The sequence below is a fragment of the Nocardia sp. CY41 genome (assembly GCF_009829325.1).
Taxonomy (GTDB): domain Bacteria; phylum Actinomycetota; class Actinomycetes; order Mycobacteriales; family Mycobacteriaceae; genus Nocardia.
Window position 1 is genome coordinate 1 of the sequence record NZ_VUOS01000059.1, and the last position, 13,995, is coordinate 13,995.

Consider the following 13,995-nt stretch of genomic DNA (forward strand, 5'->3'; position numbering starts at 1 on the left):
AGTGGGTTCGTGGCTTCAGCAGCCGCCGCCACCGGGGAACCGCCCGGGCCGCGGCCGGGGCCGGGTCGCTGACTGTGTCGGTGTGGGGTTCGGTGGCCGGCCGTTCGGTCCAGGACCCGCTCTTGGTCGCGCGGATGGACCCCTCGCCCAGCACGCGGGTCGCGATCGTCCACACCGCGGGCAGCTCTTCCAGCGCGGTCTCGTCGACCTCGCCGCAGGCCTGTGCAGCGGCGTCGATGTCGGGGTGCAGCGACAGGTGCAGCACGGCGCCGGTCGCGGAGGTGAGGACCAGGACACCGACCGCGGTGTTGGCCTTGTCGCGTCCCAGCCGGGCTTGGTAGGCCAGATCACCGCGGGGTTCGGCGCCGAGGTGGTCGACGATCTCCACCCGGGTCTGGGCGAGCTCGAGCGCGATGCAACGCCGCGCGATGTCCTGCTCGCCGACACCGAACTCCTCGACCAGCTCAGCCATGCTCGGCGCCGGATTCCGCGCCCACGCCAGGATCAGCCGCTCGTCGGTCCTGGCATCCCAATAGGGCTTGTTCGCGAAGGCGTGCGCGTCGCGGGCGAGGGGCTCCCAGTCGAAACCCGGCTCCGAAGCCATCTGCCGCAGCTTGCGCAGGGCCACCGCAGACGAATAGTTGTCCAGCAGCAGAAACTTCGCCCGCCCGCGCAGCCCCTCGAGCGAGCGGCCCAGTTGTGCGGCGATCTCGCTATCGGGGACGGAGGTCGCCAACGCGGCGAACAACGCCTGGTAGTCGTCCCCGGTCCACAAACTGCCGCGCCGATCCTGTGCCCCCGTCGTCATGTATCGAATATGCCAGATACCGCTGACGCCAACAGGTTTCGTTCATTGCGATCACCACGGCAACAACGGCCCCGGATCCCGCTGAAGACGAGGTCCGGGGCCGTGTTGCAACCGTCCACAACCGGGTGCCGGGCTCGCCACCATTTATAGACTGTCAACAGTTGAACTGTTAAACTGTCAATAGTTGTCGAGCAATCTCCGGAAGGACCGACCATCATGTCGATTCAGCCCCGCACCTCCCGCCGCTCCACTCCCGTTCTGCTGCGTCCAGCGTTGGCCATGCGCCACCGGGCCGGCCGCGTGATCGCGTTCATGCTCCGCACACCCGCACTGCTGGCAGGCGTGTTCGTCGCCGCGGCCGCCCTGTACTTCTCGATGCTGCTGACCGTGGACCGCGCTCCCGCCGCCGCGCTGCCCACCACCCCCGCAAGCGCCGACTGCGCCATGTTCTGCACGGCCACCGAGGCCCCGAAGTACGTCGACACCGCCGCGGCCTCCGACACGCGGGCCTGCTGGCTGTTCTGCGAACCCGCCCGGCACCTGGGCCTCCTGTAGCGCCCGCCGAACCCGGCCGGGCCAGGTGTGCACTTTCGACACGCCGAACGCGGCCCTCACCATCACGACACGTTCACGGCACACGAAGTGCCCTCACGACAGGGAAAACTCATGCTGATCATCAACGGAAATCGCCCGAAAATGTCGGGCGCGGAACGGGCTGTACTCGACTGGCTCCAAGCCAGCGGCATCCCCGGTGTCGCGATCTCGGGAAGCCACATTCCCGACCGCAGCGGCCGCGACAGCCAGGAAGTCGACTTGGTGCTGCTCACCCCCGACACGCTGGTGTGCATCGAGGTCAAGGGCATCCTCAAGCGCGGTGTGAACGGCACTTTGTCCTGCCACGTGAACCCTCGCTGGTCCCTGCCCGGCATCGACGGCGACCCCGTGCACGTCCGCGATGGTGACACCAACCCGCTCAACCAGCTCGCCGACGCCATGTTCAACCTCAAGGGCGTCGTCTCCCGCTGCGGTCTCGACGTGTTCGTGCCGGGCCTGGTCCTGGTGGAGCCGTTCGGCGGCCGGATCACCCTCGACAAAGGGTCGGTGCCGATGCCGGCGGGCCGCGACGTCCTGCTCGGGGGCGATGACACCGCACTGAGCGGGTGGCTGGATACCACCGCCCGTCAGCACCCGCAGGGCTGGACCGTCGAGCGCGCCCACACCCTTCTTTCCGCGCTGGACCAGGCCGACGCTGTCACCCGCGACGATTTGGCCGCCGAAGGATTCCCCAACCCCACCCCCGCCGCGGGCGCCGACGATGACGGGGTGGTCGTGCCGCTGCGACCCACCGCAGTCATCCCCCAGGCGCCGACCGGAGCCACGACACCGCCCCGGACCACCGCGCCCACAGCCGACCGCGGCGACCTCGGCCGCAGCCCCGAGGAACAGATCCACCCCAAAACCGCGATGCTGGCCTCAACCGCCGCCAGCCGCGCTGCCGCCCGCAACCATCGGATCCGCAACGCCGTTCTCATCGGCGCGGCAACCTGCCTGCTCAGCGGCGGTGTCGGCGTGCTGAGCCACGTCTCCGCCTCGCAGCCCTCCGACGAGCCCACCAGCAGCGAGCCCGCCCCGCCACCCGCCGCCGACGCTCCGGCCCCGCCGGCACCCGCCGCGCCGCAACCGCCCCCACCTGCCCCACCGGCCCCCAAGCCCAGCAGCGGAGTGCTGTTCCCGATGGACAAGACCTGCTTCCCCTTCCAAACCGATTGCGTGCGCTGACCAAACACAACCCGAAAGAAAAAAGGAGAAAGAAACCCCCGATGAACCGCAACGACATTCGCCCCGCCGCTGTCGGCATCGCCGCTGGTGCGGCCATGTTCGCCGGGCTGATCGCGTGGATCGAGATCGACCCGTGGAACAGCATGGCCGAACGGGTCGCCCGTCACCGCCTGTCGCCAGCAGAACGCGCTGAGATCGAACGAATCGAGGCCGAACGCGACGAACGAAGCCGCGAATACGCCGCCAAGACCAAGCAGGACCAGGAAAGCCAGCGCCTCCAGGTGCAGGACGGATTCAGCCCGGAGCTGCTGAAGACGCCAGGATCGGTCACCTCGCCGCAGGAGCTGTCTGTGGAGGACCTGGTAGCCGAGATCGAGTACGCCGAGGAGGCTCGCTACCAGTACCCGATCAGCGGGTTCTGGTTCCGGCACTGTGACGCCTTGGCCCAGGAGTTCATGGAGCGGCGCAACAACTGGGAGACCCGCTCCAAGCTTCCACGTGTCGAGCGGCTGCGCCTCGATATCGCCGCCGACCGTGTCCGCACCGCCCGCTCACGGCCGGTCGTGATCCAGACGCCGCCGCAAGACTGACCGACAGAGCAGAGACCGGCCACGGGGAATGTGGCCGGTCTCCGCGAGTGATGGTCGCACACACGGCCAGAAAACGAATCGAGCCCGACCCATCAACGACGGGTCGGGGTGCCAACGACGTCCCCGGTCCCGCATCCGATCAAAGAGAGAAGCGCACCATGACAACCTTTCTCAACATCGCCTACGAACTGCTCATCGGCCCCGATGATCCCGCCACCAGCGCGGACGATCTCATCGGAGTCGGCTTCCACTACGCCGGCACCTGGTCGGTGATCTACCTCAGCCGCGGCCACCACCCCGGCACCGCGTACAACCCCGCCACCGACCGCGCAATCTCCACGCACGCGATGGAATGCGGCGGGAACTTCGTGGTCCACATGCACACCGAGGACCGCGCCGCGATCGGGCACGCACACGCGGCACTGGCACCCTGGTACGCCGCCGAACGCGAGCGGGGCCAGATGCCCGATGTGGTGGCGTTCGAGCTGGAAGAGCACCTGGACGTACTTGCCCACTGGGCGGCGGGCGGCAAATGGGAAGTGGTGATTCCGCGGATCGGTGCACCAACCCTGCAGGTGCGGGACTTCCCCACCCCGGCCGCTGCCTGGACCGCCGCCGAATCCGGGCGCGTGTGGGACCTGGCCGGAATCGACCCTGAAGAATGGGATCTCGGCCTGCACGACCTGTATGTCTGCTCGACTCCGCTCGATGTTCATTCCCGGCCTTCGAAGTCACGCTAACCCGCCGTGTTTGGCCGCTAGATCAAGCTGATCTTCACGACGCGACATCTCGCATCGATGACTCTGCCCTATGCGGACCGATCGGTCGGATATAGTCGAACATGTGTTCGACAATGTGCCGCCGGTGGCGTTGGCCGATCTCTCCCGAGATCAGCAACTCGCGGTGCTGCGAAGCCGCATAGCGGCCATCCCGGGCCGGGTTGGCGCAAGCCAGCCGCCGCCGTCCTCTGCTGGCTCGCCCGCTGCGGTGATCCCGGTAGAGGGCGGCCTGGGGGAGGCACTGCCGGAAGGTGGGTTGCCGCGCGGCGGTGTGGTCGCCTGCACCGGCCGTAGCACGCCGTTGCTCGGCCTGCTGGCGGCCGTCACTGCCGCCGGTGGTTGGGTTGCCGTCATCGGACAGCCGCAGCTGGGGTTGTTGGCCTTCACCGAGATGAACGGTGACCTCACCCGGCTGGCTCACATCCCCGATCTGAAGGGCGAGGACCCGCTCACGATCGCAGCCGTTCTGCTCGACGGCGTCGACGTCGTTGTCTTGGACGTCGCCGGGGGCGCACCGCCGAGCCGGATGCGCGCCGTGCTCGCCCGGCTGCGCAGCCATGAGGGCGTCCTCGTAGTCACCGGACCGGGATGGGCGCGCCCGGATCTCGAAATACAATGCGAGCTCACTGGATACGACGGTATGGGCCGGGGGCGTGGACGGCTACGGGCGATGACGTTCGACATCCAGGTCAACAGCCGCGCGATGCGGCGGCCGCGCACCACCCGCGTCCAGCTCGCCGGGACTGGCGCCCAGCGGTGCAGCTGGACGCGTCAGACCCCGTTCGCCACCGCGGTGCCTGCGGCGCAGACGTCGATCGCGCGAACCGGGTGAGCGTGCGATGAACGACGATCGCCACGCCGCCATCCGCATGCTGCAACCGCCCCGGCCGGTCCGCCTTGATCCGCGGCGAGCATGGGTGATGCCAGCCCGCGAGCCGGAGCGCGTCATGCCGGTGACGCTGGGAGAGAAGGCCTTCTCTTTCGATCTGCGCCTCGGAGAGGAATGGATCCCGGCGATCGCCTACCGATGGGCGCGGTTCAATATCGGGACCACTCCCATATGGTTTGCCGAGGTCGAAGTCCAAGTCATGACCAAGAATGGCGTCAGTGGAACCAGTCTGCGTCAGTGGGTACCGTTCGACGCTGTCCAACCGGCCTGATCATCGCCAGGAATCTGCGGGAGGAGTCTCGCGTGGTTACTGGCGGATGCCGGCGACCGCTGCTTCTCTAGACGGTGCTGTCAGCGGAGGGGCGGGGCGGGACATGAACCGTCGCGACACAGAGATTGACCCGTCGTCCTTGCGTCCGGAACTCGAAAATTGGCCATCCGCTGGGGCCGGGTGTCTCTCCAACGAATCCAGTGACCGAGCGCAACGCATCAAGACGACGTTCGCGTGCGGTGTCGAAGTCTATCTGTCTGAACAGCAGAAGCAGCACCGCGGCGGTGTCGTGGGTGTTCAAATATCCGAACAACTGAGGGTCGACGGCCTTTGTGACGACGCTGTCGTCGGTGGCCCATTTGGCTTCGCAGATGAATACTTTCGCCGGTCCACTACCTTCGGCAAGAACGTCAGCTTGGACGAAGATGTCCGACTTTCCCGATCGGCTGTAGACCTCACGCTGGGCACCAGGCAATGTTGCGTTGAGGGTCGCAGCCAGCAAGTCGCTGACGCGATCTTCGACCAGCCCTGTATAGGCATCCGGGTACCGTTCGATTGAATTCGCCCAAATCCTGACTACGCGTTGGACGTCGGCGAAGCTGGCCTCAGCCAACCGGGGTCGGGCCTCGACACGCAGCCCATCCCGCACCGGCTGCTGCACCTTGCGGTCGGCGGCGGGCGCATCCACGGGCGGAACCACCAGTGTGGGTGCTGGTGCTCGCCATGCCTGCGGGAAGCTCAGACTCGCTGTGACCGCGCTGCGGTTGATCAACTCCTCACGGCGATCGGCGATCATCGCTGCGAACTCGTCAGGTGCGACGATCTCGAAGAACTCCTCGGTTTGGGCCGCGACCCGCGCCACGAATCGATGTGCCTCAGCGATGCGCTGGTCGAACGTCGACTGGATCTCCCTCGCGCCATCTCTGACCTGTCTTTCTTCCGCACGTGACAGCTCGACGAAGGTGTGCAGCGCTGCCTGGCGAACCGTCGGTGGATCCGCCGGGACCAGCTTCCACGTCTCGCGGGCGGTGTAGAGGCGGTGTCGTACAGCGATGGTCGACAGACCGAGGCGTTCCGCTTCGCCCTGTGTCTCAGCGTCTACAGGGGTCAATTCGTCATCGGCGGTGTCCGGCCACCATTCCACTAATGAGGCGTCGCCTTCGATCGGAATGGCGATGTAGTGCCGATACATCGTGTCGGCGTTATTGGTGCCAGGGATCGGGCGCGAGTGGCCAGTGCCAGACTGCCAGGCCCGCACATCGCCTCCCAGAAAAGGCACCTCAGGACGAAGCCGTGCCAAAGCCGCGGGCAGCTCACGTTCGAAATGGTCCAGTTCCTCAACCGTGTCGATTGCGAAGAATCGGGATCGCAAGCCGCCGCGTTCGATGAGTTGGCGCAACCACACAGACAGGCGACGGCTCTTCTGGCACTCAAGGGTGAACACATACGGCACTGCCAGAGCGTATTCCAGGCAACCGACACCACTACCGACTTCGTGTCACACCCAAGCTCGGACACAGGGAATGTTCGACGTAGGCCGGCTACATGCCGAGGCCGTGCCCACTGCCGTGAGACGGTCCGTGCGACGGAATATCCCGATAAGGACCTGGGTCCCAGGTGCGCGTCGCCCTGGCCTTGCGACGAGGGGCCTTCGCTGCCGCAGTTGACGCTTCCGGCTGTGCGGGACGTTCGAGGTGATCGAGTTCCGTCCGGGCGCGGTCTTCGAGGTCCCGCTCCGGAGCGGCCTGCTCGGTGCGGCGCTGTTGTTCCTCAAGCGCTGCGTCCAGCTCGGCGCTGCTCTTGTCGGCGCGCGCGATCGCCTCGGCGCGTTGTGTCGCGTACTTGCGGTCGGTGGTGGCCGCGGTGTCGAGCTCGGCGGCCTGGCGGCGGGGATCGTCTGCCTCGGCGAGGAACTGCTTCCATCGGTATTTCGGCTCGGTGATTTTCCGCCGGGCGGCATCGACAGCATTCTGCACAGGCTTCTGGATTTCGTCGTGGGCTTCTAGCTGCTTCTCCAGCTCCGCGATCCGGCGAGTGGCCTTGCGGATGGCGAAGCGCCGCAACTGGTTGGTGTTGTGAAGTTTCTGCCGCTCGACCATCAGCGCGACTCCGATCTCGCGGCGTTGTTTCTCCAGTTCGTCGAGTTCGGTGATCAGTTCTTGCGCGCGGCGAATCGCTTCGGCCTGTTCGGTGCGGCGCTGCTGCCTCAGCTGGACTTCAGCGACTGCATCCCCGGTTTTGTCGCCGATCAGCACGGGCACGGCGCGGTCGTTCATCACCTGGTTGCGCAGCTGCTCGACATGCCACGCCAACTGGGCATCGGTCATCCGCCGCAGCTTGTTGCCGCGCAGTTCATCGAGGACCGCACCGAACGCGCGGGTCTTGTCGTCGCTGTGTTCGTCTAGTTCAGGCGCTAGACGCCACCGCAGCGCGGCGGCGGGCTGCTCGACCGGCAACGCCCGCTTGTCGACGGCGGCCCGCACTGCGGCGGGCACGTCCACGCCGGTCGCGGCCGCGCGCGACAACTCCGCGGCGAGCGTCGGCCAGGAGGCGTCGGTGGTGATCTTCGGATCCAGGCTGTCGGCCAAGGGTTTCCAGCGGCGCACGTCGAGGGCCTGGTCGCCGAGCACGGCGGCCGCGCGCCGGTCGAGATCCAGCTGCACACCGCGGGCGGTGGACTCACGCACGGCCGGGCCGGTGCGCCGGCGGTCGTTGTCGGCGATTCCGCGCGCGGCCCGCCACACCGCGAGCTCCTCGAGCAGCTGCGCGTCGGCGCCGACCAGCGGCCGCGCCCACATCGGCGCCGTCTTCTCCGTCCAGGACCGCGCCTGCTGCGCGACCTCCGCAGCCAGCGCCTGCACCTGGACCTCGCGCGCGGCCAGCGCGGCCCCGTACTCCGGATCGCCGCGCAGCCCGGCAGGCACGGTCGGCAGCCACGGCAGCGGTCCACGCTCGGCCCGCTCGCCGATGCGCCAGTGCAGCACCGCTGCCCGGTCGAGCGCGGTGTCGAGCTCCCGGCCGGCCACCGCCTCGGTCAGGAGCGCCACCGGATCGTCGCCCTGGGCGGCGCGCAGCGAAAGGTGTTGGCGCAGTGTCGGATAGGCGGGTTCGTCGGTGAGGCCGGGGACCAGGCGCTCGGCGGCCGCGTCGATGTCCGCCCGCGCACGGGCGCCGAACAGGTGCTCGGCCACTACACCGATCGAGTCCACGTACGCGTCGGCCGCAGCTCGCAACCGGCGGCGCGGATCCGCGGCTTCTCGTTGCGCGGTGCTCGCCGAGACCTGCCCGCCGCGCCGGTTCAACACCTCGGTGAGCACGTCGAGGTAGGTCGGTGGGTGCGCCGCGTCGATCGTGTAGGCCGCGGGCCCCGCCGGATCCAGGCCGGTCTCGACATAGACGTGGTTCGCCGCGCGGCCGCGCGTGAGCATGACGTACGCCTGCCCGCGGTGCGCGCGGCGGGTCAGCAGGCCGTGGCAGGTGTCGACGGTCAGGCCCTGGCTCGAGTCGATGGTGCTCGCATACCCCAGCTGCACGTTCTCCCGGACGTAGTCGGCGTCCAGCGTGGCCAGCCGCCCGGAGGTGGTGTGCGCGGCCGAGATTCGGCCGTCCGGGTGCACCTCCCGCACGATCCACCGGTAGGAGTTGCGCACGAAGTCGGTCGAGGAGATCCGCACCGCATAGTTGTTGCGGCGGGTGACGATCGTGTCGCCGACGCTGGCGGCCAGGCCGTCGCTGAGCACCACCTCCCGCGCACCATCCGGTAGGGGAGTGCGCGACAGCCGCTGCGCGCGGGCCCGCGCGTTCAGCTCGGTCACCAGCTCCCGGGTCGGGGCAAGCAGCAGCGAGTCCAGGCCCGCGGCGTTGTCGGCGGCCCACGCGGCGAAGGCCTGCTCGGTCACCGATCCCAGCGTGCCGATGTGGATACGGTCGCGGTCGGCGTAGAAGGCGAGGCCGGGCCGGATCCCCGTCCCGCACCGCCAGCGACGCGGCCCGCTCGCCGGCATCGGCGAACCGCATCACCGTCGTCAAGCTCAGCGCGTCGCTGGTGTGGGCGATGTCGCGCATCACCCCGCCCGCCGCCACGGACGCAAGCTGCTGGTCGTCGCCGATCGCCCGGACAGAAGCGCCGCGCCGCAGCAGGAACGCCACGGCCGCATCCAGATTGGCGGTCGCCGCCTTCGCCGCCTCATCGAGGATGACCAGCGTGCGCTCATCGATGCCACGCACCCACTCCGGTGCGTCCCGCTCGCCCAGGACGCCGGTCTCCAGCTCGGCGGCCACCGCGACCAGCAGGTCGATCGTCACCGCGCTCACCCCTGCCTCCTGCTCGAGCACCCCCGCCGCGGCCGAGGTCGGCGCGATCCCGATCACCGAGCCGCCCTCGGCCCGCCACGCCCGCACCAACACCTGCATCGCCGTGGTCTTGCCGGTCCCGGCCGGGGCGATCGCCACCTGCAGCCGCGCCCCGGAAGTCGCGAACGCCCGCACGAGGGCACGCTGACCGGGATTGAGCCGCTTGCCCTGGTTGTTGGCCGCGAACTCGACCTCGGCGACCTCGACGGCGGCCGCCGAGATGGCGTGCCCCCCGTACTGGGTGCTCGCCGCGATCAGCCGCTGCTCGGCCGCCAGCACCTCAGGGGAGGTGTACAGCGTGGATCCGGCGGTCACGTACACGCTCGTGCCGTCACGGCGCGCCAGCACGCCCGGCGCCGCGATGGTGTCATGCACACCGCGCGGGACCGAGATCGGCGCCGACAGCGCGGTATGCACGACGCGCTCGGCAATCTCATCCAGCAGTGCGATCTCGATCCGCCGGCCGCGCAGCTGCCGCTCCGCCTCCGCCCGCACATGATGGATCCGCCACGTCGCCCGCGCCCGGGAGACCGTCGCGATCACCCGCCGCGCGGTGGCATCCACCCAAAAGTCGTCGACAACCTCCGGCACGCGCGCGCCGTCGTGCTCGCGCGCCAGGACATGCGCCAGCATCGCCTCGAGCCGCTGCTCGCCCAGCAGCCCCACCGCCTCCGCCCACCACGCTGCCCGCTGCTCGATCAGCGCCCGCGGCGCGTGCTTACGCGCCCGGGTCGCGATCGTGGCCGTCCCCGCCATCCGCAGCACTTCCTTCGGCATCGGCTCGCGCCGATGTCGAGCCTGGAAAGCGCTGCTCTCCGCGCCGACCTGGGCGGTGATCTCATTGTTGCGCTTGGACCACAGCTCGTTGAGCTCGGCAGCCACACCGACGATCTCTCGCACCGGCCGCTTGCCCCCGACCCTGCCGGGCCGCTCGGCGAACTCCAGCCCGCCGAGCGCTTCGCTCAGGTACGCCTCCAGCCTGGTGTTGTAGACCTCGGAAGCGGCCACGTTGTGGAGGTAGATCTGATTGCTGTCGATCGCTCGCCAATCGCCGTCCAGGGTGCGGACCTTCGCCGAGACGACGACGTGGGTGTGCAGATCGGGGTCGCCGGCGCGTGAATCCCGGTGGGTGTAGGCGGCCGCGATGATCCCCTCGGTCTCGACCTGGCGCACACCGCCGTTGCCCAGACGGGTGAAAAGGGCGTGCTTCTCCAGGTACGCCAGCGCGTCTTTGATTGCGGCATGGTGGGCCGCCTCGATCTTCTCGGCGATCCCGCGCGGCGCGATCGCCCACAGCGTGGACACCGACTTCGCAGGCGAAAACGTCAGATCGACCGCCGCCAGAGCCGTTCTCGGCGGCCGCAGATTCCGGGCGATCCACCCCGACAACTCGGTGTCGGTCTTCGGCGCCCGCTCGTGCTCCGCGGTGAACATCCGCAACGCGACCTCGGTGCGGATGCGCTCGAGCACCTCCTCCGGCACCTTCGCATCGCGTGGATTGCCCTGCTCGATGTTCCAGGCCTCGACCGCGACTGCGCACTCGCGCCGGAAATCCGGCCGCTCCCGGTATCGGTAGAACGGCCGCCCCAGCCGGGTCAGCTCACGAATCACCCACGGCTGCGTCACGCCGTCAGCCTTCAACCGTGCGGTGATTGCCGCGGCATCCGGATGCCGACCCTCACCGAACAACGCGGCCATCTGCTCCTCGGTGATGGCGTCCCCGGCCTCGATCCCGTCGAACGCGACCAGCCCAGACCCGATCCACCGACCCGGCGCCTCGCCCTTCGCCTCGTAGTAATCCGCCAATGTGGCGCGGCCGCGGTCGTCGCCATCGGCCACAGCAATGCAGCGGGCGTAGTACAGATACCCGTCGCCCGCTGCCAGCTTGTGCAGCGTCATGACCACACAATCCAAGGTACGCAAACGCTCAGCAGCAATGAATGTATGAGATTTGCGCGAATATTGCTGAATGGTGTTGTGAGTAGGCGTATTTCGAGCTATAGGGGGATTGTTGCAGGTGATGGGTAGCTTTCAGTGGGAATGGTGAACGGACAGCAAGTGTGGAAAGGGATGGGTGGGAAGGAGAACCGGTGTTTGCACTTGGTATCCAAGGCCATCGCCCCGGGTCTCGACGCGCTCCGTTGCCGTCTACCGCAGCTTCGACGCCGAAGGCCGAGGGCTGTAACGAAACTCGGGGCGCATCGCAGGTGTCGGCGCGCGCAAGGTGTCACGTGATCGACTTTTGAAGCCAAAGCGTCCAGCTGCACCGCCGCACGATCGTCGCCTGGCGTACAGGTCCGGGGTGACCGCCTGCCAGGCAAGGACAGCACAAAGGCCCGGACCGCTGAATGCGCGTCCGGGCCTTTGCGGCGTTTGTTCACCCGTGAGTGGCCGAAACCTTGTTTCGCGCAGCAGCTCGAGATGCGCGAACTCGGCACGCGCCTGAGCACGTCTTGCGAGGTCGGCCGGTGGCTGGCTGCACAATCTCCTTGCCGCACACCGAGCAGTGACTGCTCGAAGTCTCCAAAGCGGGGGAAGAAATAGGCATTGGCGTCGCTGACATCGCGATGCCATGGGAAGAAATGGGCGCGGCAGGGACGGCGTGCAAAGCAACTCGCTGAGCTGGCCGCCGCTGTCTGCTCTCGACGGTAGGTGTAGGGGCGCTGTGCGCCGTTCTGACGGGATTAGCATGCTCAACCGCCGCTGGTAGCACCACAGCCGAATCGGGCAGTGGAGCGGGCTCCACAGGCACACTGTCGGTCCGCTGCGCATCCCAGGTGATCTCCAGCCACATCGCACCGCCCTTGCCCTTCTCGGCGCGATGAATGATCGGCTCGGGCTTGGCCATGAACTCGGGAGTGTCATCGGGCACCAGGCCACACCCGAGCTGAGCAGGGATCAGCCGCGGTTTCTTCTTGGGATCCTTCGGCCGCGAGAGCCGCGCAGGCCGACCGTCGGTGAGCGCGTCGTAGGCCGGCTTGGCAGTGTCGACCAAGTTGTCCGTGTCCCGCCGCCGATTGTCTCTGGGGCGGTAGTGCAGCGTCACCGTGACATGGTCAAGGCCGCGAGGCAGGCCCGCCGCCGTCGCCCGCTCGTAGACCTCCTGGCGGACAGCAGCGATCTTTGCGGCGCGGGCGAACATGGCGCCACGCGTCGCACGACGCTGGTTCAGCGTGAGAGGCGGTGCTGTCCAAGGCAATTCGACAATCGCAGAACCCGCGCCGATGTCCACCCGCGCCGCCGCTGCTGGGTTGTTCACCACGTCCAAGCCTTTCTCGAAATCAGCCCTGAGCACGCGGGGCGGTCGGGGAAGAATCATTTTCTTCCCCTTGCATGGCATTGTGTGCCGCCGCAGTGGCATTTTTCAGCATTGCGCTGTAGTAGTCGGTTACCTCTGTGAGCCGTGTCCGGTACCGCTCGTCATCCTCATCGCGGCGCTGACGCTCCTTTTCCAGGTTGGCGATGAGCTGATCCACCTGCTTCCGCAGATGCGTAGCCTCATCTTCCGCGTGCTTCCGCGCCCGCTGAGCAGCCTGGACCTCCTCATGAGCAACCAGCGTATCCTCGGCTGCTTTCTGGGTAATTGCAGCGGACTCCGCGGCAATCCGATCCGCCCGCTTCCTCTGCTCCTGGGCCTCCCTCAGCGCCTCGTCACGCTCCGCTACAGCAGCAGCAATCGCCTCGGCGGCCTCATCCCGAGCGGCCTGAATCGCGTCCGCCGCCGTCTGCTGGGCCTCAGCAACAGCCTGATCGGCCTCCGACTTCGCAGCTGCTGCCGCAGCTTTCGCCTCGTCGCGCTCAACCGCCATCCGACGGCGCTCCTCGGCGTGCTTGTCTGCGAGCTTCCGGCGCTCCTGTGCCAACTCCTCAGCGACCTTGCGCTGCGCGTTCGCGTGGACCAGCTCCTCCTCTGAAGCGGTCACAACCTGGATGATCTCGCGCTCGGCTGCCCCGGCTGCCCCGGCTGCCCCGATTACTGCGCGGGCTTCCGGAGCGATCTTCTCGGCGGCATGGGCGATCTTCTCGGCGGCGGCTGCGAACTGCTCGACGAGCGCGGCGAACTGCTCACGCGCCTCGGTCACCGGCCGGTCGGACTCTTCACTGACCGACTCTGCGGCGTGCGATGTAACAGAAGTGGATGTAACGAAAGTATCGGCCGCAGGCTCAGCAGGCTCGGAAGAAATAGGCTCTACGACGCGTGAAGGGGCGGGGGTCTCCTGCTTCGGCGCGAGGTGGATAGCCGGTGCCGCGTTGAATCCGTGCAGCTCACGGGCCTTTGCGGCATTCTTCCCGTCATGCTTTACCGGAAGCCCATTCTTTCCCGTGACCACCTGGCCGCAGTACTTCGGGCGGCGACCGTGGAGGGACTTCGCGTAGACCGGATTTCCGCACAGATTGCCCGCGTCATCCATCACGAACTCGCAGGTCCCGACCTGTTCGCCAACAGGCACCCGAGGGCCGCGCTCAGTCTCGATCATCACGTCGCCTTTCGTTTCGTTTCTCCGTCTGGTACCCTCTCATCCTAC

11 protein-coding genes and 1 pseudogene are annotated in these 13,995 nt (G+C 67.7%); 6 read left to right on the top strand and 6 right to left on the bottom strand.

What is annotated here, in order from left to right; translation table 11 throughout:
* Positions 1-808, bottom strand: an 808-nt coding sequence (locus GVY64_RS35450) for a hypothetical protein (protein ID WP_159850866.1), incomplete at its 3' end; no start/stop codon positions are given.
* A 216-nt stretch (positions 809-1,024) separates the two neighbouring features.
* Between GVY64_RS35450 and GVY64_RS35455 the strand changes: the two genes are divergently transcribed.
* The 6 genes from GVY64_RS35455 to GVY64_RS35480 all read left to right on the top strand — a co-directional run bounded on the left by GVY64_RS35455 (position 1,025) and on the right by GVY64_RS35480 (position 5,116).
* Complete coding sequence (locus tag GVY64_RS35455; RefSeq protein ID WP_159850868.1) at positions 1,025-1,363, top strand: hypothetical protein; 339 nt, start codon at positions 1,025-1,027, stop codon at positions 1,361-1,363.
* 111 nt (positions 1,364-1,474) lie between these two features.
* Positions 1,475-2,587: a nuclease-related domain-containing protein gene (locus tag GVY64_RS35460; RefSeq protein WP_159850871.1), complete on the top strand. Its 1,113-nt coding sequence runs from the start codon at positions 1,475-1,477 to the stop codon at positions 2,585-2,587.
* On the top strand, positions 2,575-3,177 hold the full coding sequence (locus GVY64_RS35465; RefSeq protein ID WP_159850873.1) for a hypothetical protein: 603 nt from the start codon (positions 2,575-2,577) through the stop codon (positions 3,175-3,177). The genes GVY64_RS35460 and GVY64_RS35465 overlap by 13 nt, the downstream gene beginning before the upstream one ends.
* Before the next feature lie 158 nt (positions 3,178-3,335).
* Positions 3,336-3,917 (top strand): hypothetical protein, encoded by a 582-nt coding sequence (locus GVY64_RS35470; RefSeq protein WP_159850875.1) that lies wholly within the window; start codon positions 3,336-3,338, stop codon positions 3,915-3,917.
* 103 nt (positions 3,918-4,020) lie between these two features.
* Entirely contained in the window at positions 4,021-4,788 is a 768-nt protein-coding gene (locus tag GVY64_RS35475; RefSeq protein WP_159850877.1) for a hypothetical protein, read from the top strand.
* 7 nt (positions 4,789-4,795) lie between these two features.
* A complete protein-coding gene (locus GVY64_RS35480; protein WP_159850879.1) occupies positions 4,796-5,116 on the top strand; it encodes a hypothetical protein in 321 nt (106 codons plus the stop codon).
* 67 nt (positions 5,117-5,183) lie between these two features.
* Here GVY64_RS35480 and GVY64_RS35485 read toward each other — a convergent pair whose 3' ends face one another.
* From GVY64_RS35485 to GVY64_RS35505, 5 genes and pseudogenes are all read right to left on the bottom strand, one after another.
* A complete protein-coding gene (locus GVY64_RS35485) occupies positions 5,184-6,569 on the bottom strand; it encodes a hypothetical protein (protein WP_159850881.1) in 1,386 nt (461 codons plus the stop codon).
* Between the two features lie 88 nt (positions 6,570-6,657).
* Entirely contained in the window at positions 6,658-9,120 is a 2,463-nt protein-coding gene (locus GVY64_RS38425; RefSeq protein WP_159850883.1) for a hypothetical protein, read from the bottom strand.
* A 10-nt stretch (positions 9,121-9,130) separates the two neighbouring features.
* Positions 9,131-11,368: pseudogene (gene mobF / locus GVY64_RS39340) on the bottom strand (MobF family relaxase); the annotation flags it as partial.
* A 478-nt stretch (positions 11,369-11,846) separates the two neighbouring features.
* Positions 11,847-12,788 carry a hypothetical protein gene (locus GVY64_RS38440; RefSeq protein WP_236567514.1) on the bottom strand — a complete coding sequence of 314 codons (942 nt, stop codon included), beginning with the start codon at positions 12,786-12,788 and terminating at the stop codon, positions 11,847-11,849.
* Entirely contained in the window at positions 12,751-13,947 is a 1,197-nt protein-coding gene (locus GVY64_RS35505; RefSeq protein ID WP_159850885.1) for a hypothetical protein, read from the bottom strand. Before GVY64_RS35505 ends, GVY64_RS38440 begins: the two co-directional genes overlap by 38 nt.
* Between the last annotated feature and the right edge of the window lie 48 nt (positions 13,948-13,995).

Bases quoted from the DNA above. Each gene is read 5' to 3' on its own strand.
- GVY64_RS38425 (WP_159850883.1), bottom strand. From the start codon at position 9,120: ATGCCGGCGAGCGGGCCGCGTCGCTGGCGGTGCGGGACGGGGATCCGG.
- GVY64_RS35470 (WP_159850875.1), top strand. From the start codon at position 3,336: ATGACAACCTTTCTCAACATCGCCTACGAACTGCTCATCGGCCCCGAT.
- GVY64_RS35505 (WP_159850885.1), bottom strand. From the start codon at position 13,947: ATGATCGAGACTGAGCGCGGCCCTCGGGTGCCTGTTGGCGAACAGGTC.
- GVY64_RS35455 (WP_159850868.1), top strand. From the start codon at position 1,025: ATGTCGATTCAGCCCCGCACCTCCCGCCGCTCCACTCCCGTTCTGCTG.
- GVY64_RS35460 (WP_159850871.1), top strand. From the start codon at position 1,475: ATGCTGATCATCAACGGAAATCGCCCGAAAATGTCGGGCGCGGAACGG.
- GVY64_RS38440 (WP_236567514.1), bottom strand. From the start codon at position 12,788: ATGATTCTTCCCCGACCGCCCCGCGTGCTCAGGGCTGATTTCGAGAAA.
- GVY64_RS35480 (WP_159850879.1), top strand. From the start codon at position 4,796: ATGAACGACGATCGCCACGCCGCCATCCGCATGCTGCAACCGCCCCGG.